Origin of the sequence: Winslowiella iniecta (assembly GCF_001267535.1) — a bacterium.
GTDB classification, from domain to species: domain Bacteria; phylum Pseudomonadota; class Gammaproteobacteria; order Enterobacterales; family Enterobacteriaceae; genus Erwinia; species Erwinia iniecta.
In genome coordinates, this window is record NZ_JRXE01000009.1 from 42,519 (window position 1) to 62,539 (window position 20,021).

16 protein-coding genes are annotated in these 20,021 nt (G+C 52.0%); 6 read left to right on the forward strand and 10 right to left on the reverse strand.

Annotated features, from left to right (window positions below):
* Window positions 1-307 precede the first annotated feature (307 nt).
* Window positions 308-946 carry an RpiB/LacA/LacB family sugar-phosphate isomerase gene (locus NG42_RS07885; RefSeq protein WP_052898776.1) on the forward strand — a complete coding sequence of 213 codons (639 nt, stop codon included), beginning with the start codon at window positions 308-310 and terminating at the stop codon, window positions 944-946.
* 38 nt (window positions 947-984) lie between these two features.
* Here NG42_RS07885 and NG42_RS07890 read toward each other — a convergent pair whose 3' ends face one another.
* Complete coding sequence (locus NG42_RS07890) at window positions 985-2,373, reverse strand: MFS transporter (RefSeq protein WP_420911304.1); 1,389 nt, start codon at window positions 2,371-2,373, stop codon at window positions 985-987.
* Window positions 2,374-3,089: 716 nt separating this feature from the next.
* Between NG42_RS07890 and NG42_RS07895 the strand changes: the two genes are divergently transcribed.
* The 3 genes from NG42_RS07895 to yjdN all read left to right on the forward strand — a co-directional run bounded on the left by NG42_RS07895 (window position 3,090) and on the right by yjdN (window position 5,006).
* Window positions 3,090-3,782 (forward strand): GntR family transcriptional regulator, encoded by a 693-nt coding sequence (locus NG42_RS07895; protein WP_052898778.1) that lies wholly within the window; start codon window positions 3,090-3,092, stop codon window positions 3,780-3,782.
* Window positions 3,783-4,013: 231 nt separating this feature from the next.
* The gene (locus NG42_RS07900; RefSeq protein ID WP_052898779.1) at window positions 4,014-4,415 is read left to right on the forward strand and encodes a nuclear transport factor 2 family protein; all 402 of its coding nucleotides are present in this window, start codon (window positions 4,014-4,016) and stop codon (window positions 4,413-4,415) included.
* Window positions 4,416-4,568: 153 nt separating this feature from the next.
* Window positions 4,569-5,006 (forward strand): VOC family metalloprotein YjdN, encoded by a 438-nt coding sequence (yjdN, locus tag NG42_RS07905; RefSeq protein ID WP_052898780.1) that lies wholly within the window; start codon window positions 4,569-4,571, stop codon window positions 5,004-5,006.
* A gap of 124 nt (window positions 5,007-5,130) precedes the next feature.
* On the opposite strand, the gene NG42_RS07910 is transcribed toward yjdN, so the two are convergent.
* From NG42_RS07910 to NG42_RS07945, 8 genes are all read right to left on the reverse strand, one after another.
* Complete coding sequence (locus NG42_RS07910; protein ID WP_052898781.1) at window positions 5,131-5,997, reverse strand: nucleoside-specific channel-forming protein Tsx; 867 nt, start codon at window positions 5,995-5,997, stop codon at window positions 5,131-5,133.
* Between the two features lie 385 nt (window positions 5,998-6,382).
* Entirely contained in the window at window positions 6,383-7,153 is a 771-nt protein-coding gene (locus NG42_RS07915) for an ABC transporter ATP-binding protein (RefSeq protein WP_052898862.1), read from the reverse strand.
* Between the two features lie 25 nt (window positions 7,154-7,178).
* Window positions 7,179-8,045: an ABC transporter ATP-binding protein gene (locus tag NG42_RS07920; protein WP_052898863.1), complete on the reverse strand. Its 867-nt coding sequence runs from the start codon at window positions 8,043-8,045 to the stop codon at window positions 7,179-7,181.
* On the reverse strand, window positions 8,017-8,922 hold the full coding sequence (locus NG42_RS07925) for an ABC transporter permease (protein ID WP_052898782.1): 906 nt from the start codon (window positions 8,920-8,922) through the stop codon (window positions 8,017-8,019). The genes NG42_RS07920 and NG42_RS07925 overlap by 29 nt, the downstream gene beginning before the upstream one ends.
* Complete coding sequence (locus NG42_RS07930; protein WP_053115833.1) at window positions 8,919-9,956, reverse strand: ABC transporter permease; 1,038 nt, start codon at window positions 9,954-9,956, stop codon at window positions 8,919-8,921. Before NG42_RS07930 ends, NG42_RS07925 begins: the two co-directional genes overlap by 4 nt.
* Entirely contained in the window at window positions 9,953-11,584 is a 1,632-nt protein-coding gene (locus tag NG42_RS07935) for an ABC transporter substrate-binding protein (RefSeq protein ID WP_052898783.1), read from the reverse strand. The genes NG42_RS07930 and NG42_RS07935 overlap by 4 nt, the downstream gene beginning before the upstream one ends.
* Window positions 11,585-11,720: 136 nt before the next feature.
* The gene (locus NG42_RS07940; RefSeq protein ID WP_052898784.1) at window positions 11,721-12,875 is read right to left on the reverse strand and encodes a mandelate racemase family protein; all 1,155 of its coding nucleotides are present in this window, start codon (window positions 12,873-12,875) and stop codon (window positions 11,721-11,723) included.
* 307 nt (window positions 12,876-13,182) lie between these two features.
* Window positions 13,183-13,947: a DUF1835 domain-containing protein gene (locus NG42_RS07945; protein ID WP_053115834.1), complete on the reverse strand. Its 765-nt coding sequence runs from the start codon at window positions 13,945-13,947 to the stop codon at window positions 13,183-13,185.
* Between the two features lie 733 nt (window positions 13,948-14,680).
* Here NG42_RS07945 and NG42_RS07950 point away from each other — a divergent pair.
* Window positions 14,681-18,268, forward strand: coding sequence for an ATP-binding protein (locus NG42_RS07950; RefSeq protein ID WP_052898785.1), 3,588 nt, complete (start codon window positions 14,681-14,683; stop codon window positions 18,266-18,268).
* Window positions 18,269-18,291: 23 nt separating this feature from the next.
* Here the strand turns inward: NG42_RS07950 and NG42_RS07955 are convergent, their stop codons facing one another.
* Window positions 18,292-18,930, reverse strand: coding sequence for a helix-turn-helix transcriptional regulator (locus tag NG42_RS07955; RefSeq protein ID WP_162231021.1), 639 nt, complete (start codon window positions 18,928-18,930; stop codon window positions 18,292-18,294).
* Between the two features lie 448 nt (window positions 18,931-19,378).
* Between NG42_RS07955 and NG42_RS07960 the strand changes: the two genes are divergently transcribed.
* Window positions 19,379-20,011: a response regulator gene (locus NG42_RS07960; RefSeq protein WP_052898787.1), complete on the forward strand. Its 633-nt coding sequence runs from the start codon at window positions 19,379-19,381 to the stop codon at window positions 20,009-20,011.
* Window positions 20,012-20,021: the final 10 nt, after the last annotated feature.

Sequence of the window (20,021 nt, forward strand, 5' to 3'; positions counted from 1 at the left end):
GCATATCCTTTTCCATCCTGATGCCGAGCGGCAGCCGAAAGAATTGAGAACGGGATCACAATAAACCGCTGTTGAAAAAGTCAGCGGGGAAGTTGCCGGTGGGATCGCAAAATCCGATTACCGTGGAGTGATGGATGTTGTTGTGTGAAGCAAGTCACATTAATTTGCGGCATTTCCCTCTATAAGAAACATCGTCTATGATAAATTGAAACAACGTTTCATAAAAATTAATTGCGACCTGTGGTGCACCAGTCTGTGTCACAGGCTTAATTCACTGAGATAAGCCACTGAAGTAAAGGGGAGAACCATGAAAATTGCACTGATGATGGAGAACAGTCAGGCGGGCAAAAATGCCGTAGTGCTGAAAGAGCTGAAGCAGGTTGCAGACAGCAAAGACTACCCGGTATTTAACGTCGGCATGAGTGATGAGCAGGATCATCATCTGACTTATATCCATCTCGGCATTATGTCCAGCATCCTGCTGAATTCTAAGGCGGTGGATTTCGTGATTACCGGCTGCGGCACCGGCCAGGGCGCGCTGATGTCGCTGAATATTCATCCGGGCGTGGTGTGCGGCTACTGTATCGATCCGGCTGATGCGTTCCTGTTTGCCCAGATCAACAATGGTAACGCGCTGGCGCTTCCATTTGCCAAAGGCTTTGGCTGGGGTGCGGAGCTGAATCTGCGCTTTATCTTTGAAAAAGCGTTCACCGGCGAGAAAGGTCAGGGCTATCCGGCCGATCGCAAAGAGCCGCAGGTGCGTAATGCCGGTATTCTGAATCAGGTGAAGGCTGCGGTGGTGAAAGAGAACTATCTCGATACTCTGCGTGCTATCGATCCTGAGTTGGTGAAAACCGCCGTCAGCGGCCAGCGTTTCCAGCAGTGCTTCTTTGAAAACTGTCAGGATAAAGAGATTGAAGCCTTTGTCCGTCAGTTAGTCGCCTAAAGAAAAAGCCGCGGCATCGGTTGTTGCCGCGGCTTTTATCAAATATTTTCCAGATTGATACCGCGGGTTTTCGGCCCGAATATTCCCACCGACAGCATCACCATCAGCATACTTGCCACAATAAACGCGATCACTCCCTGAGTACCGGCGTACTGCAAAATCAGGCCAATCATAATGCTGCTGAACACCGTCGACAGGCGGCTAAAAGAGTAGCAAAACCCGACTGCCCGCGCCCGAATATGGGTCGGAAAAATTTCGGTCTGATAAGCGTGATAGCTGTAAGTTAGCCAGGCGTTCGACCAGGTAATCAGAAAGCCACAGGCAATCAGCAGCAGCGCATTAGTCTGGAAGGCAAACAGGGTGCCGAACACTACCGTCATCAGACAGGAGAGGACGATCTGCCATTTATTTTCCATTCTGTCGGCATAGCGGCTGCAAATCAGTGAACCCAGCGGGTAGGCGAGCGTGATAAAGAAGGCGTACAGCAGGCTGTGGGTGACAGTGGTTCCTTTGCCCGACAGCAGCGCCGGCAGCCAGTTACCAAAGCCAAAAAAGCCAATGGCCTGGAAGAAGTTCATCACCACCAGCATCAAAGTACGTTTGCGGTACTGCGCTGACCAAATCTCTTTAAACGTGCCTTGCTGTGGTAGCTGGGCGGCGGCATCGGTCGGGGAAATCCCTTGCCCGACCGGCGCGCCACAGCGCTGTTCCATTTTGCTGAGTACCTGATGTGCTTCCTGATGACGACCTTGCTGCGCCAGCCAGCGGGCAGATTCAGGCAGATTTTTACGGATAAACCAGATAATCAGTGAACAGAGTGCGCCTGCAATCACGACATAGCGCCAGCCGGTCAAGCCGAAAAGGGTTTGCGGCACCAGCCACCATGACATCAGTGCGACTGTCGGAACCGACAGAAACTGGACAAAAAAGGCGTAAGCAAAGGCTTTGCTGCGCAGGTGGGTCGGTACCCACTCGGTCAGATAGGTGTCGATAGTCACCAGTTCAATGCCCAGTCCGACGCCAACCAGAAAGCGGCAGAAGATGATCCACTCGGCCTGATTCTGAAACGCCATCAGCAGGGAAAAAGCGCCATACCAGGCAAGGGCAAACATAAAGGTCATCCGGCGGCCAAAGCGGTCGGCATAGGGAGCCAGTAAGCTGGCACCGATAAACAAACCCAAAAATGTTGCCGAAGCAAAGGCCGCCTGATCGGATATTCCGAATACGCCTTCACTACCAATATGAAATATGTTTTCCGCGATTAATCCTGAACTAATATATCCCGTCTGAAACAGGTCGTAGAGCTCAAAAAAACCACCGAGTGCCAGTAAGGTAATAAAACGCCACAGTCCGGCTGAAGCCGGCAGGGCATCGATACGGTTAACTAAATTATTGTTTTTACTGGTAGATACAGAAGGAGACGCCATCCCCATGGCAGATGCTGAACTCATTTTAATTATTTTCCTCAGTAACATAGTGATTACCTTTCCATGCTAAAGGCTGATGGCTGGATTTAAATTTTTAAATCGCTATCAGACGCAGAAAAATAAGCATAAAAATCTGAGTAGGTTTAATTGAAGGGGGATGATGCTGATGGTGACATGGAATGGTCGTGCGGTGCCGCCATCGCTGTTAAGTGAGCCACGGATTAGCTCTGACTGAGTCGCCAGGAAATCTGAAGCCTGAACTTGTCAGAGGTGCTTCTTAATGCATCATCTCAGGCTGATAACTTATAGCTATTTTTTTTGCTGTTCAGATACAGTTTAACGTCGTTTTCATATCATCGAAACAAATATAATCGGATGGATAAACAGAGCTAAGTCTTTTATCACTGGGTAATGCCTGGTAGCCTTTATCATAAAATATCCGTATCTGGAGTTGACTGGGATGTGATTGTTATTGTTGGTATATTTATTTTTTCCTTTTACCAGGATATAAGCTGTACCCCCCTCTTTTCAATTAATTTTTCCGCCAAAATTAAATAAACCGTCGATATCCCGATTTCCTGTTAAATATCACACTGACATTGGCGGATAGTCGACAGGGAAAATGTTCAGGTGCAAAACATGCCTGCCGGGAAGTTGTACGCCAGGCACGCAACGGATGTTATGATAAACGCAGTCAGGTTCAGTTGAGGTGCAAGATGAACAGAATCGCAACAGCCAAGCAACGGGAAGTGCAGCGCATTGTTGATGCGTTATCCATTGCGATTGCGCAACATCGTCTGACACCCGGCATGCGCCTGATCGAAGCGCAGATTGTTGAGGTGTTGCAGGCCAATCGTAACCATGTGCAGGCGGCATTACAGCGCATGGCGTTGCAGCATATTGTCACCATTGAACCGAATCGTGGTGCGATGGTGGCGAAGCCGGAAGCGCGCGAAGCCCGCGAAATATTTATTGCCCGCCGGGCAATCGAAAGCGCGATTGTTATCAGCATTACGCCGGAAGCGATGGCGCGCGCCGTGGATGAGATTGATGCACAGCAGCAGGCGGAAAAAGATGCCAGTGACCGCGCAGATCGTCGCGATATCGTGCGTGAATTCAGCCAGTTTCATCTGTTACTCGCTAAAGTCAGCGGCAATAAAGTGCTGGGTGAAATTTTGTCGAATCTGATGGTACGCAGCTCGCTAATCGTGGCGCTGTACCAGCGTAATGACATCCCTTCCTGCCAGTGTGCCGAACATACAGCGATTATCAGCGCGCTGAAGGCTGGTGATGTTAAGCAGGCGCAGGCGATTATGATTGAACATCTCAACCAGCTGGAACAACAGTTGGATCTGACGGATTCTGCACCGCAGGAGCTGAACCTTCGTCAGGCGCTGTTGCTTAACTAAGCCAGCAGTCGGGAAACGATATCCGCCTGATTTGCCCATCGGCGTTGCTGCTAATCAAGTGCTGTACGATTTCTGCCTCCTGTTACCAACCCGCGCCGCAACAAAATCATCTAATTAATCAGAATGTTATCAGCATTCATCGTCCTGTTCGGTTGCATTTATTGCATATTGCTAGCAATCTTAGTATTAATTACTAGCAATTTTAACCGCTATAACACGATGAGGTATGCCATGAGCGCTGAACATCCCGCAGTACAAATCGTCCGTGAATTTCTTGCCGCATCGATGGCACCCGATCCGGTGCTGGCGGCAACGTTTATGGCGCCAGGGGTAAAAATTACTTTTACCGGCAAGCGAGAAATGGCCGATCCGCAGGCGATCACTGCCTTTAACGGCGGGCGTTATAAATGGGTGAAAAAGGCACTGGGTCAGTTTGACTGGATGGATCGCGGTGACAGCGTAGTGGTGTATGCCAACGGCACGCTGTACGGCGAGTGGCCGGATGGACGCACCTTTGCCGGAAATCGTTATCTCGATCGCTATGAAGTACGCGGCGGTAAAATCACCCATATGGATGTGTGGAATGACAGCGCCGAATGGATTTTAGCGCCTGAGATCGCGCAATCTGCCTGAGCAGAGCGGCTATCGGCTGAACTATCGGCCTGTTGTGCGTGCTGACGCCCATTTTACGCTGGCAAGGCTGACTACACTTATCCGCTGAGTGACAGTCACGCTGCGAAAGGATTGATTCTCTTGCAGCGTCCCGTATTTAGTGAGGAGTGCGCCATGCAAGCCAATCCCTATCTGTTTTTTGATGGCAGTTGTGAACAGGCGATTGCCTTTTATCAGCAGGCATTTGGTGCTGAGCTGCGGTTTAAAATGACCTTTGGCGAGATGCCGGATCCGCAAAGCGTGCAGGAGGGCTGCGGCTCTGGCTTTGACTTTCCGCCGGATAAGATTATGCACGCCCAGCTTAAGATCGGCAGCAGTGAAATCATGATGAGTGACGGCAATATGGCCAGCAGCGATCGGCAGCATCAGGGGTATGCCATTAGCCTGGCAACCAGCGACCTGGAAGAAGGGAAAAACTGGTTTGATAATTTGTCCGCCGGCGGTCATGTGACGATGCCGTGGCAGGAGACTTTCTGGGCCAAAGGTTTTGGCATGCTGACCGATAAATTTGGTATTCCGTGGATGGTCAATGTCGAGAAGCCAATGCCCTGAGCGCAAAAAAATTACCGGATAACGTAACGTAGGGGAGCCGTTTTCGGCTCCCGTCCTGATGCGATGCAGGGGGCTAACCCGCGGCACGGGCGGCGAGAACGCCGCCCCTGGGGGAAAAACGGCATCAGAAGTTATAACCGACCACCAGGTAGTAACCCCAGCCGGTAGATTTCACTTCAAACGGACCTTTACCAAAGTCCAGTTCGGTGCCGTCAGCCCACTGGCCGCCGTTATGGAAGTAACGCGCCACTACCGAGTAGTGCCAGTGATCGTAACCGAGTGACAGGATATGGCTGGAAGCAATGGAGTTGTTCGTACGCGCGTCACCCGCTTTATCACGCAGTTCGGAACCAAAATCGAAGTTGGTAAAGCCAATATAGCTCAGGTTTCCGCCCCACAGGTCGGTCAGTGGCAGGAAGTATTTCAGTTTGAAACGGTAGCCATCCCAGCTGTTTTCGTTGGCGGCACCGTAGTTTTCCCACTGGTATTTTGCATAAATATTCGCAGACAGTGCCAGTTTGGTATGGGTGTCGATATCGGTACCCAGACCCATGTACCAGGTGTTCTGACGGTTGTCGCTATTGCGGCCCATATCGTAGATATAGTTGTTCGCGAAATACCACTCTTTGAACGGACCAAAACTCAGGTCGGTGCCGGTCAGTTTATCGATGGAGAAGCGCGGTTCAATCTCCATAAACAGTGGCGAACCTTTATCCCAGATACCGGTCTGGTTGCTGTTGCCACCGAAGAATTTAGGCACGTCGATATAGCCGTAAAAATCGAACCAGTCCTTGTGAGCAAAGGCTTCATACTCAAGATAGACGTTGTTACTCAGCTGTGGTCCAAAACGTGTGTCGGTACTGCCGACCACGTTAACGCTCTGATGCCACCAGTCTGATACGTACTGGGCGTCGTTACCTTCAGCCAGTGAAGATACGCTGTATGACATCGCCATCAGCGTTCCCGCCGCCATCAACATTTTAGTTTTCATTTTATTACCACATGCTTAATGACCATTCTGTTTCGCGAGAATGATGGTCTTGTTAGGTCGCCCCTGAAGGACAGGAGAGTGATTTTCTGTCGTCACCAAACAGAGCAAACGCCTGTTGAACAATGCCCGCGCATGGTGCCTGCAACAGTGGAATAGAAAATAGATATTGCTCACATTTGTCAAAGTTTGTTTCATTATGGTTCAGGTGTTTTGTGATTTGAGTCACAAAAATATCGCATTTTCACGCAAACGTTTGTCTGCAAGGCAAACCGAGGCTGAAAGTGGCGCGGTATGTGCGTAACTATGCGATTAAAGGGAATGGTTAACGAAGGGGATAGCCTGAGCGCACCCGAAGTAAACCGGGTGCGCAGGCATGGTAAAACAATTATCCGGCGGCGCGCGCCGCCATTTCACGACTGTAATGGCGGCTGGCTTCCAGCAACATTTGGGTATATTCGACTTTCGCTTCGCCGCGCAGCAGCGTATCGGTATCCAGGGTTTCCAGAATCTGGCCAAACTGCATCACCGCCACCCGATGGCAAAGGTGGGCGATCACCCCAAGATCGTGGGTGACCATCAGATAGGTCAGCCCCTCTTCCTTTTGCAGATCGCTCAGCAGATTCAGGATTTCCGCCTGCACCGACACATCCAGCGCCGACGTCGGCTCATCCAGCAGCAGCACCTGTGGCTGTAAGATTAACGCGCGGGCTATCGCTACGCGCTGGCGCTGCCCACCGGAAAGCTGATGCGGATAGCGGGTGCGGAATGCCCGGTTCAGCCCGACTTTTTCGAGAATATTATTCACCCGCTGGTCGCGCTGACCAATATGGTGAATCTGCAATGGCTCTTCGAGAATATCGGCGACGGTATGGCGCGGATGCAGGGAACCATACGGATCCTGAAATACCATCTGTACCAGACGACAGCGCTGATGGCCGATGCTGTGCTCCAGCGGCTGGCCGTTAATCGCCAGGTCGCCCTGCCAGTGGGTAAACAGTCCGGCCAGACACTTCAGCACCGTAGTTTTACCGGAACCGGACTCGCCAACCAGGCCAAAAATCTCGCCTTGCTGCACAGCAAAATTGACGTCGAACAGCACCTGACTGGCTTTAGCGCCGGCGTTAAAGCTGAGATTAAGCTGCCGGACGTCGATCATAGTGGATGATTGCATGGGCGCTTCCTTAATCGGTTAGCCAGCTTGACTGACGCTGGAGGACGGGCAGGCGTGGACGGCGATGCTGCATATCCGGCAGCGAGTTGAGCAGCCCCTGGGTATAGGGATGTTGAGCATTGTCAAGATCGGCAGCGGCGATCGATTCCACCACGCGCCCGGCATACATCACCAGCACCCGGTCGCAGAAGCTGCGTACCAGATTGATATCGTGACTGATAAAAATCAGCCCGAGGCCGCGCGACTGTACCAGGTCGTCCAGCAGAGCCAGCACTTGCAAGCGTACTGACACATCAAGCGCGGAAGTGGGCTCGTCAGCGATGACCAGTTCCGGATCGGTAATCAGCATCATGGCAATCATAATGCGCTGTCCCTGGCCGCCGGATATTTCATGCGGATAGAGATGGTAAACCCTTTCCGGCTGACGAATGCGCACCACGTCGAGCATCTCGATCACTTTGCTTTTCGCTTCAGCACGTGAGCAGGCATGGTGTGAACGCCAGGCTTCGGCAATTTGATCGCCCACGCAGATCACCGGATTAAGCGAATATTTCGGATCCTGCATGATCATTGAAATGCGCTTGCCGCGGATCTTACGCATGTCGGCGGCCGAGGCGTTCAGCAGATCGATATCGCCAAACTGCATACGATCGGCGCGGATCTGCGCTTTCGCCGGATGAAGCTGTAACAGCGCGCGACCCACGGTGGATTTACCGGAGCCGGATTCGCCGACAATGGCCAGTTTCTCCCGACCAAGCTGAAAGGAGACGCCGCGTACCGCGGGTGTTTCCAGGCGTCCGTTGATAAAGCTGACGTGCAGATCGCGCACGTCCAGTAACGCCGGGGCGTTATTCGCTGCGGGGATCGAGAATGTCACGTAGGCCATCTCCTAAGAAGTTAAACGCCAGACTGTTGATCAGGATCGCCAGCCCCGGAATCGTGACCACCCACCAGCACTCCATCATGTAAGTACGACCGCTGGAGATCATCGCGCCCCATTCCGGATCCGGTGGCTGAGCGCCCAGTCCCAGGAAGCCCAGACCGGCAGCAGTCAGAATAATGCCGGCCATATTCATGGTGATACGGATAATCACCGAAGGCATACACAGCGGCACGATATGTCGCCATAACACCCGCAACGGCGACGCGCCCTGCAAACGCACCGCTGAGATAAAATCAGCCTGACGTAGCGACAGGGTTTCCGCACGTGCCAGACGGGCGATTGGCGGCCAGGCGGTCAGGGTGATAGCGATCACCACATGCTCAAGGCCGGGGCCGAGTGCCGCGACAAATGCCAGCGCCAGTACCAGGCTCGGGAAAGAGATAAAGATGTCGGTAATGCGCATCAGCAGCATATCGACCTTACCGCCAAAGTAACCGGCGGTAACGCCAAGCAGCAGGCCGAGCGGCCCGACGGTGACCGACACCAGCAGCACGATATACAACGTAATGCGCGCGCCATACACCAGGCGGCTGAAGATATCGCGACCAAACTCATCGGTGCCAAACCAGTGGACGGCGTTGGGTGGCGTCAGCGCGTTATTCAAATCTTGTACTAATGGGTGAAACGGCGCGATCCACGGCGCAAACAGCGCGACAATCATCAGCAGCAGCACAATGCCGCCGCCAATCGCCGTCAGTGGGTTACGCGCCATCCGCAGCAGAAAATGGCCGACACGGCCGCTGGTACGGCGCAGGCCTGCCAGTCTTTCACGGCGGTTGCTGGCGGTCGGAGAGTCGAGGGAAATGGTCATGCTTTAGTCCTCGGGTCGAATACCTGATACAACAGGTCAGAGAGCAGGTTCAGCATCACAAAAATAACGCCGACCACCAGTACGCAGCCCATCACGGCATTCATATCGCCCAGCAGCAGGCTGCCGGTGAGATAGGAACCAAATCCCGGCCACGAGAAGACGGTTTCGATTAATACCGCGCCTTCCAGCAAAGAGCCGTAGGCCAGCGCCACCACCGTCAGCAGTTGCACCAGAATATTGCGGAAAGCGTGTTGCCACAGAACTTGCCACTCATTCAGCCCTTTGACGCGCGCGGTGATAATGAACTCCTGCGACAGCTGAGCCAGCATAAAACTGCGCGTCATACGGCTGATATACGCCATCGAGTGAAAGCCCAGCAGTGATGCGGGCAAAATCAGGTGGTTCAGCGCATTACGGAATACCGTCCAGTTGCCTTCCAGCAGCGAGTCCACCAGCAGCAGGCCGCTGCGGCTGGTCACCTGACCATCAAGGCTCAGTTCAACGCGTCCTGCGCCGCCAACCCAGCCCAGCCAGGCGTAAAACACCAGCAGACCCATCATTCCGACCCAGAAAATCGGCGTCGAGTAACCTGCCAGACTGATAATACGCACCACATAGTCGGCCAGGCTGTTGCGTTTTGCCGCCGCCAGTACGCCTAACGGGATGCCCAGTCCGGTGCCGATAATAATCGCCAGCGTTGCCAGTTCTAACGTGGCCGGAAACACCCGCAGGATGTCATCGACCACCGGCTTACCGGTCAGCAAGGCGTTGCCTAAGTCACCGTGTAGCAGGGTGTTGAGATAGAGGCCAAACTGCGCCCATAACGGCTTATCAAACCCCAGCTGATGGTAAACCTGCTGATAGGTGCTGTGGTCGGCATCCGGGCCAACAATTGCCAGCACCGGATCGATGGGCATTACCCGACCGATAAAAAAGGTCAGCAGCAGCAGGCCAAACAGCGTAATAGCCACCTGAATGACACGGCGGCTGACCCGACGGGCGATACCATCGGTTAAGAACCATTGTGCGGTCATGGCGTATTCCCTCCGTCGGCTGGCGCGGATTTATAGACATCGCGTAAGAAGGTGGTGGCGGAAGGGTGCGGCTGATAGTCATGGACATCGTTGCGCACCACTACCGAATCGACCATTTGCGACAGCGGAATCAGCGCCGGGATCAGTGCGTCGTAGCGCTGCTGAATGGCGTAATAATCCTGTTGCTGTTTCGCCGCGTCGCGCTCCAGCAGCGCGCCGTCGATCTGGCTGTTCAGCTGCGGGTCATAGAAGCTGGTGCGCCAGCCCTGGAAATTGGTCAGGCGTGCGGCATCGCTGTTATTCGGGTTGTAAACCAGCGCGCGCAGACTGGAGTGCGGATGAGGTTCGACACCACTGCCGCCACGGCCTACCAGCATATCGAAGCGGCGTTCACGCATGGCGCCGTAAATCTGGTTGCCGGTGCCGGTGACGATTTTGGCGCGAATACCAGCCTGCATCAGCGTCGATTGCACCGCAATCGCGATATTCAGGAATGGCTGATCGGCCAGCACCCGCAGCGTGGTGTCAAAGCCGTCCGGATAACCTGCTTCGGCCAGCAATGCTTTGGCGCGGGCGATATCCAGCTTATAGTCCGGATTCGGTAAGGTCGCGGGCATACCAGACTGAATCGGACGCTGGTGCAGGATGCCGTATCCCGGCATCAGGGCTTTGTTAATTCCCTGATAATCAATCAGATATCGTACCGCTTCCCGCACTTTAGCATCGGCGAAATGCGACTCTTTCATGCTCATCGCCACGTAATAAATGGTGCCTTTTTTCACCGCGTCGACGGTGACGTCCGGGTCCTGGCGCAGGGCATTGATATCCGACACCGCCATATTGCTGGCGATATCAAGGTCACCTTTTTCAACCATCAGGCGCAGAGTTTGCGACTCCTGAAAATGACGGAACACCACGCGGCTTAATTTTGGTTCGCCGCGCCAGTAATCCGGATTACGGCTGATGCGCAGCACATCTTTTGCCTGCCAGGTATCCAGCCGGAACGGGCCGGAACCGGCTTCGTTGGTCGCCAGCCACTTATTGCCCCAGTCGCCATTTTTTTCGTGGGACTGCACGGTTTTGCTGTCCAGCACTGAGCCGCTGCCCAGCGCCGCCAGTGAATAGAGCACCAGTTTCGGGTCATTGGCTTTCGGCAGTTCAATCTCAACCGTATACGGCCCGCTGGCGCGTACCATCTGATCGACATTTTCTTTGGTAAAGCCGTACGATTTCCATACCGACGCTTGCGCCAGATTGAGATGCAGAATGCGGCGCATTGACCACACCACATCCTCAGCGGTTAACGGATTCCCGGAATGAAAAGTGACTCCCTGGCGCAGCTGAAACGTCAGCAGATTATCATCACTGTTCACCTGCCAGCTGGTGGCCAGCGCCGGGCGCACATGGGTAAGCTGGTTCGGGTCCAGCTCAATCAGCGAGTCATACAGATTGACCACGATGCCGACCACTTCGTTGCCGGTCATAGCGGCCGGATCGAGGGTGAGCAGGTTATTCATGTTCATGCCGATGATCAGTTGGTCGGGCGGCGTTTTTGCCTGCGCCGCGCCGCCGCTGAACATCAGCAGCAGCGCAAACAGCCACGCTCCTGCCAGGTTGCCAGTGTTCATGTTGTACCTTCCGGGTAGAGTCAGAGGTTTATCCCCTTGATACATAAAGTTGCAGCGGTGCCAACGGCGTGGGTTCATCTGCTGTCTGGCTGCAACTCCAGTTAGGTTGGGGTTTTTATTTTTTTCTGCCCGTTGCTCAGTCGCGGCTGATGGTATGGGTCTCTATATAGTCAAAATTAATGTCCTCGCCGAGTCCCGGGCGCATCGACAGATGCACAAATCCTTGCTGATCCATCGGGTCAACCAGACTGTTCAGATAGGCCGGTGGTTCGTCGTAATCCAGGAATGGATGCAGTAATCCGCGCTCGTACCAGCGGCAGTTGCGGATCGCCCCGACCACCGCCAGGCTGGCGGCACCGTTGCCGTGCACTTCACAATCCATACCGAAAGCTTCGGCGAGGCTGGCGACTTTCATACAGGGTGAAATGCCGCCGACCCCGTTAGCACCGGCGCGCAGAATGTCGCAGGCTCCGGCTTTTACCCAATCGGCGCGGCTGTGATGCTTGCCGCCGAGGCTTTCCGGGCCAATCACATCGATGGACAGGTTCTCTGCCAGCCAGGCATAAGAGGCCATGCTCTCTTCTTCCATTGGCTCTTCAAACCAGGCGAAGTTGAGTTTTTCCAGCGCCTTACCGATGGTCAGCGCCTGACTGCGGCTGTACCAGTGGTAGCCATCCAGCATCAGTTCAATATCCGGTCCGACGGCTTCACGTACCGCGGCACAGGCTTTGATATCCATTTTGGTGTCAGGGGCGAAAGAGACCGGCGGCATCCAGGTGTGCAGCTTGATGGCTTTATAGCCGCGAGCCACCAGTTTTTCGGCAAACTGCCCAAATTCATCCGGCGTCGACAGTCCACCTTTCAGCTCATCACCGCACATGGTGCTGCCATAAGCCGGAACTTTTTCGCGAAAACCGCCCAGCAGCTTGTGTACCGGCATTTTCAGTTTGCGGCCAATCAGATCCCACAGCGCCTGCTCAACAAAGGAGAGGGCGCGTTCAGTCAGTTGATGGGCGCTGCCGCGCTGCCAGTGCACCAGGTCTTGCCACAGACGTTCACGATCAAACGGACTCTGACCAATCAGCACTTTTTTGAAGAAGGCATTGACCACATGCGGGCGCACCACTTCAGGCGGAGCAAACGAGTAACCGCAGTCGCCCTCATCGGTGGTAATGGTGAGCATGGCCATTTTCGCCTGGTTCTCTTCTCCGGGGTGCGAATGACCCGCACTGTCCGAGACGCGACGAGTGGGATAAGTAAATACGGTGACATCAACCGAGCTTATTTTCACAATGACTCCTGCCGTAAGCGGTGTTGTAAGAAATCTCACGGAAGGCGAAGTAAAAAGTGCAGGCTGCGGCCTCCCGACAGTGTTAAAGCAAAAACTGCGAATATTTATAATAAAACGCCGTTTCATTTAACACTGTAACCATATCGTGCAGTTGTTGCCCTGGCGAAAGCGGAGTAAATACACACCAATTTTTAGGCATATGCCCTGGTCAGCGTGAGCATATTCACGATAATGTTGTGAAATGTGATCTGTATCGGACAGAGAGGAGGAGCAAGCGGAGGTATTAATGCCATTAAATCGGGCGGATCTAGATGGCTTTCCTGATTTTCATCTGCCTGAGATGACTTATTGGCCCTTCAACCAGCACATCCTGACGAAAAATCAGTGTCCTTAAGCGGGAATCGATAAACAGATAGCTGAGCGTATCGCATTCAGCCATGCAGAGAACTTCCCCTACGATGTGTGAAGCCTGGGTCGGGGTGGCGGTCAGCGCGGTTAAAATCAGATGATCGTAGTAACTGACCGGTTGAGTTAACAGCTGGCCCTGACGGAAGATGCGGAGCTCTGAGGGGAAAGCCAGGAGTTGATGCCAGACTGCCTGAGAACGTTCAATTTCTGCCGCTGAAAGCAGTGTGCGTTCCTGCCACCATAAAGCCAGCCTTTCTGGCGGAACATTTGCCACCGAACTTGCGCCGCCGATGGTGGTGACATTGATAATGAAAATTTCGCTCTGCTGTAGCTGTTCCAGTAACGCACTGAGCATCAATTGCTCGCGGCTATTGTCGCCAACCCAAATAGTGACGCTTTTGCAACGGTGAAGACGGCTCAGCAGGGTGGTCGTCAGCTGACGACGCAGAATAACGTCAGAGCATTCGGGGGCGCAGACTGTCTGCCATAACGTTTCCAGCCATATCATGCGGGCAGAGAAAGCTTCAGCGTCTGCGAGGGGGTAGAGCGGGCCAAAGGATAAATCATCAGCAAAAACCAGCACTTCATCATCAGGAAACGCGATTCTGATATTTCCTGCCGCAGAACCTAATGCTGCGATATGGCAATGTTGACTGGCAGTCAAAATTTATTTCCTTATACAGAGGATCATGTTGAGGATGATTAAACAAAATCAACGTTTTGGTCAACAATTTTTCACCCTGATGCAGTAATAGTTTTTAACTGGTCAGCCATTTTATATATCAATTTAAATGTCTATGATTATTTGAAAATACAACTAAAAATATCATTTTATTATCTCTGGTAGTTTAATGTTTTTAATTTTTCAAAAAAGGATTACCGGTTTTTTATGCAGAATATCTCGGTAAAGGTGAGAGGAAATTACGCGTTCTGTAGCGAAAATAGCGTGTAATATCGGTATGCTGCTGTTTTGAGCGAGGGGCGACAATGTCAGTGACAGGCCATTTAATCAGATTCTATGGGAAACTTATTGGAATTTTATCGTTAATTATTTCAATTTAAATGATTACAACGCATGATTTTTTACGGTGGAAAAACAGTAGCAGCATTAACCGGCGGAAATTTTTTCTGATCAATCCTCGGCGGTCGAATCCGCGGATCGGATGTTGAGTCGTCACTGGCTTTCACAGTCAATTTAACTGAGATAACATGTAATAATAAATGGATAACGTGGTATCAAGCGTGTCAACTATTACAATGAGCTTTCAACAGAAAGCTTAATAATTCAGAGAAATGTACCGTTTTAAGCTTCAGGACTTTACTTTTATTAATATTGAAAAAATGTGATGTTGAAATTTACAACTTAGGCCAGCGGGAAAAAACAGATTGGTATCCTTATGCGCTATGTCATTTTAAGCGGATTGTTGCTGTTGCTGCCTTTCAGCCTGGCGACGGCCGCACCGCAGCCGATGCAATTACTGAATCGTGAGACACTGTCGCCGCCAAAACTGGAACTCACTGACCAGCAGTGGCGATGGCTGGGGATAAAGCGGGAAGTGCGGATTGCCACTTTTGCGCCAGATAATCCGCCGTTTGATATGGTTGCTGAGCCCGATCAGTTTGAAGGGATCTCTGCCGATTACAGCCTGCTTATCTCCCGCTACCTGGGATTGTCGCTTAAGGTGCTGCGTTATCCCGATCGTGATGCCGCGCTGACGGCGCTTAAACAGCAATGCGTCGATATGGTGCTGGATGACAGCGGTGAGCCACTGACGGAACATAAGGGATTAACCAGCACGCAGCCTTTTATGATTAATCGCCCGGCGCTGGTTTCAGCCGCTACGCAGTTTAAACCGGCTGCGCGTACAGCACCGATCCACCTGGCGTTGGTCGGTAAATATCATGATGATGCGTGGATTAAAAACGACTATCCCCTGGCCAAAGTGACCCGTTACGCTTCGCTGGAAAGTGCGCTGGCTTCAGTGGCGTTTGGCGAAAACGATTATGCGATTGGCAATCTGACCAGCGTCAGTTTTTTGATTGAGCGTCACTTTAATAATGTGTTGGCCATAACCGAATTATTGTCGCCGCAGGATACCGGTCCGCGTTTTTTTCTGCGTAGCGACAACAGTACGTTGAAAAAGACGGTTAATGCCGCGTTGAATGCCATTTCCCCACTCCAGCATAAAGCGATCTTCAACCAGTGGAGCCATGGGCTGGATATCTGGCAGTTAAATACTGCACTGAACCTGACACCACGCGAAACACGCTGGATTAGTGAGCAACGCCAGCTGCGAATTGTGGTTGATGCGGTTAATCCGCCCTTTACCATGTTCGATGAAAAAGGACAATTTCACGGCATCTCCGCCGATGTATTACGTTTTATCAGTCTGCGTACCGGCCTGAATTTTGTACCGGTAAAGGCCGCATCTGAAGCCACCATGCTGAATGAGGTGCTGGAAGGTAAGGGCGATTTAATGACGATGATGAACACCAGTCCGCTACAGGATAAGCCGCTGTTGTTCACCCGGCCTTATCTGTTTCAGCCTTTTGTGCTGGTAGTGCGCGAGCGGATGAATTCTGATAGTCACCTCACCCATATCAAGCGACTGGCGGTCACTCCGGACCATAGCCAGATGGCATGGCTGGCCAGCCATTATCCGGCGATTACGCTGATTGAGGCGAAGAATGCCAATATGGCTTTGCAAATGGTCAATGAGGGTAAAGTCGACGGCGCAGTCCATGACCTGATGGGCGCCCGCTATATGATTGATCACTACTTTCGCGGCCAGCTAAAAATCGCCGCGCAACTGGGGGAAATGCCTTCACGTGTCACGTTTGGTGTCAGACGTGATTTGCCGGAATTGCACAGCATTATTAATAAAGTGCTGGCAGACATTCCTCCGCGTGATATCTCGCTGCTGGTAAACAAATGGCAGGCGACGCCGAATGTGAAATTGCAAACCTGGCCGCTGTATCGCGTGCAGTTTTACTGGCTGGCTGGCATATTCGCCATGGTAGTGATCACCTCGCTGGTATGGATATATTATCTGCGGCGCGAAATCCGTGGCCGACTTAAAATGCAGCTTAAATTGCAGGAACAGGCCACCTTCCACGAAACGCTGTTTAACGGTACGCCAGTGCCGGTGTATGTGGTCAATCGTCATATTGAAATTATCGATCACAACCAGGCCTGGTACGATTTCTTCCGGCAGGCGGATATCCGTTTGATTCAGCTATCGCTTAAATGGCCGCTACATCCGTTAGCAGCAGTCTATCCGCAGCTGTGCCAGGTTCTGGCGCGGAGCGCAAACAGCGGCGACGCCCGGCGCTATACGGTCTATAACGGCATTGAAAAACGGGTGATTATTCATCAGGCGGTGCCCTTTTATGATCATGCCCATCAGGTCGCCGGGCTGATTTGTAGCTGGCAGGATATTACCGATCACGAAGATCTGCTTGCTGCACTTTCCGTGGCGCGGGAACGCGCTGAGCAGGCTAACCGGGCAAAAAGTATTTTCCTTGCCACCATCAGCCACGAGATCCGTACCCCGATCAGCGCGATTATCGGTCTGCTGGAGCTGGAGGTGCTCAATCGCGATCACAGTGACGCCAATGAGCCGGTGCATGTCGCTTATGAATCAGCTCAGTCATTGCTCGGTCTGATTGGCGATATTCTGGATATGGCAAAAATAGAGTCCGGCAAACTGGAGCTGGCCCCCGAATGGGTCAGATTTGATCAAATCATCGCACCGGTGGTGCGGGTTTTTGGCGGCCTGGCGCGTCAGAAGAACCTGACGCTGAGCTGTGAGGCTGAAGAGTCGTCCTCCCACGATATTTATCTTGATCCGATGCGCTTTCGCCAGGTGCTCTCAAACCTGATCGGCAATGCAATAAAATTTACCGAAAGCGGAACGGTGAAAGTACATCTGAGCTGGGCGCGCGGCGAGCAGCAGGATGTGCTGCTGGAGCTGACAGTTACCGACACGGGTATGGGCATCAGCCCTGAAGAGCAAAAACGGCTGTTTACTCCCTTTGAACAGAGTGAAAGTGGGAAAAAACAGCGGGGGAGCGGGCTGGGACTGGCAATTTGCCATCAGTTGATCACCATGATGGGGGGATCGATTGTTTTACAAAGCCAGCCGGGATGGGGCACTTGTATTACCGTTCGCCTGCCGGTGGCTTGTCGCGATGCGCAGGTTACTCGTCAGGTTGAGACGCCGGAAACCGGGGAGACGCCCAGAGTGCTGAAAATCCTGACCGTTGATGATCATCCGGCTAACCGATTGTTACTTAAACACCAGCTGACCCGTCTCGGCCATCAGGTGGCGGAGGCTGAAGATGGTGAGCAGGCTCTACAGGCATGGCGTCGCGACTATTTTGATTTAATCATTACTGATTGCAGTATGCCGGTTATGGATGGCATGGCGCTGACCAAAAGGATTCGTGACGAACAACAAAACCCGGTGATTATTCTTGGCCTGACGGCGAATGCCCAACCCGAAGAGCGCGAACGCTTTCTGGCGGCGGGTATGGATGACTGCCTGTTTAAACCACTGCGGCTCACTCAACTGGATACGCTGCTGCGATCGCTGTTCCGCAATATCACCGTCCGTCAGCAGGGCTGTTCACTGGAACAGCTGGTGGATATCGCCGCACTGCGTAGCCTGACGCAGCATGATAACGACCTGATGATGATCCTGTTGCGAACCACCCGGGAAGAAAATAATCGTGATATTCGCCAGGCAACCCGCTTATTTGAGCAACAGGACTGGGAAGGGCTGGCGCATTGCCTGCACCGTCTGGCGGGCGTTGCGCAGATAATTGGTGCGACTCAGGCTGAGAACGATTGCCGCAAACTGGAAAGTAGGTGCGAGCAGCGCAGTGCGCTGACTATTGCTGCTGAGATACATGGCACTCTGAACACGATTGTTCAGCTCAATCAGGCGATTGAGCGGTATATGGATGAACATTACCCGCGGTAGTGGTGATGTTGGCGCGGCTGGCGTTAATAAAAGGTACGGTACAATCCTTCGCGCATCATAATTAACTGGCTGGTTCTGGTGATACCCAGTTTGCGCATTACGCTACGTTTTTGGCTGCTGATGGTCTTCACGCTGCGCTGAGTCAGACGGCCAATTTGTGCCGGCGTTTTACCATCCAGTAAAAAGCGTAAAGTGCGGCTCTCTGCCGGGGTCAGGCAGGCGGCGTCCGGAGTAATTTTTTCCGCCTGCTGAAAAAAGCTCGGACTCAATGCATTTTTTCCCATAAAGAAGATGCTTTGTAGTTTATCTGCCACACAGTCGGTCGCGTCCCGCCGCGATAAAAAACCATGAATAATAAAGGTCTGATACATCCTTAATATGGAACGAGAGAAGTTACGGCTATAGACGATAAGCTTAATGTCTGGCGCTTTTAACCGCGTCTCTCGCAGGAAAACTTTCGTGCTGGACAGGGAAATGTCGTTCTTACAGTCGAGAATGATAGCATTTATTTTTCCTGAGGTAATAAAGAAACGGGCATTATCCAGTGAGGTGGCATGATGAAAACGGAGATGGTGATTGCCTGGCTCTTTTAATAACAGTGTCAGGCCCAGTCGTGAAAGATAGCACTCATCAATCAGCAGGATATTGTAATCGCTTTCCATAAACTTATTTCCTAATGCTGGCATAAAACAGTGGCATCTTTTTCAGGTATTAACAGCTTCTGCGGTATTAATAAAACCCAGCCTGATAACTATGGCGAGATTGAAAGCCGTGAGTGAATGTTAATTACCTGATTTTATTGCTAAAGACGACATAACGAATAATGCATCCAGCGGGTATAAGTTAATATCAGGTCAGTCATAAAGATATGCAGTCCTGGTCTGATGTTTTTGTAATCCATTTCCTACGTTTCGTCGCATAGCGATTTTAACGGGATGGCGTTATTTATATTGCAACAAAAGCGGATGTCTCAGCAACAGACTACTGATAAACTGCCGATTAACAAAGTTGCGTTAAAAAGATACAGCCGTAATATTTATCTGTATCATATCGAAAGGATGCGAGGGGGCAGGATAGCGCCCGGGAATAACGGATTTTAAGGGAAAGATAATGAGTACAGTGCTGTTGGTTGATGATCATCCGGTCGCGCGCCTCGCCGTGCGTATGTTACTGGAAAATGAAGGTCATGAAGTGATTGCTGAAACGGATAATGGGCTGGATGCGGTTCGTCTGGCAGGAAGTAACCCTCCCGATTTAATTGTGCTGGATATCGATATCCCGGCATTAAACGGGCTGGATGTGATAGAGCGACTGCGAATGGCGGGATGTGAAATCAGTATCCTGGTGCTGACCAGCAAGAGTGAGCCACACTATGTCACACGCTGTATGAACGCCGGTGCTGATGGTTTTGTCAGTAAGAAAAATAATCTCAGTGAATTTACCGATGCTGCACGGGCAGTATTGCGCGGGTATGGCTACTACCCACGGCGCTCCGGCGTAGCCACCACTTCACCAGAGATGTTCGATACCCGGCATGAGATTAAATTGATTGAAAGTCTCTCAAACCAGGAGATGAAAGTGCTGGGCTATTTGTCTCGTGGCATGAGTAATATTCAGATTGGAAAAGAAATGAGTATCAGTAATAAGACGGTCAGTACCTACAAACGACGGCTGGCCGATAAAATCGGCGTAAAAAATCAGTTCGAGATGATGGTATTTGCCCGGCGGCACAACCTGGATTAAAAAATAGCCA

Bases quoted from the DNA above. Each gene is read 5' to 3' on its own strand.
- NG42_RS07950 (WP_052898785.1), top strand. From the start codon at position 14,681: ATGCGCTATGTCATTTTAAGCGGATTGTTGCTGTTGCTGCCTTTCAGC.
- NG42_RS07890 (WP_420911304.1), bottom strand. From the start codon at position 2,373: ATGGCGTCTCCTTCTGTATCTACCAGTAAAAACAATAATTTAGTTAAC.
- NG42_RS07925 (WP_052898782.1), bottom strand. From the start codon at position 8,922: ATGACCATTTCCCTCGACTCTCCGACCGCCAGCAACCGCCGTGAAAGA.
- NG42_RS07930 (WP_053115833.1), bottom strand. From the start codon at position 9,956: ATGACCGCACAATGGTTCTTAACCGATGGTATCGCCCGTCGGGTCAGC.
- NG42_RS07915 (WP_052898862.1), bottom strand. From the start codon at position 7,153: ATGATCGACGTCCGGCAGCTTAATCTCAGCTTTAACGCCGGCGCTAAA.
- NG42_RS07955 (WP_162231021.1), bottom strand. From the start codon at position 18,930: ATGGAAAGCGATTACAATATCCTGCTGATTGATGAGTGCTATCTTTCA.
- NG42_RS07910 (WP_052898781.1), bottom strand. From the start codon at position 5,997: ATGAAAACTAAAATGTTGATGGCGGCGGGAACGCTGATGGCGATGTCA.
- NG42_RS07900 (WP_052898779.1), top strand. From the start codon at position 4,014: ATGAGCGCTGAACATCCCGCAGTACAAATCGTCCGTGAATTTCTTGCC.
- NG42_RS07960 (WP_052898787.1), top strand. From the start codon at position 19,379: ATGAGTACAGTGCTGTTGGTTGATGATCATCCGGTCGCGCGCCTCGCC.
- yjdN (WP_052898780.1), top strand. From the start codon at position 4,569: ATGCAAGCCAATCCCTATCTGTTTTTTGATGGCAGTTGTGAACAGGCG.
- NG42_RS07885 (WP_052898776.1), top strand. From the start codon at position 308: ATGAAAATTGCACTGATGATGGAGAACAGTCAGGCGGGCAAAAATGCC.
- NG42_RS07895 (WP_052898778.1), top strand. From the start codon at position 3,090: ATGAACAGAATCGCAACAGCCAAGCAACGGGAAGTGCAGCGCATTGTT.
- NG42_RS07935 (WP_052898783.1), bottom strand. From the start codon at position 11,584: ATGAACACTGGCAACCTGGCAGGAGCGTGGCTGTTTGCGCTGCTGCTG.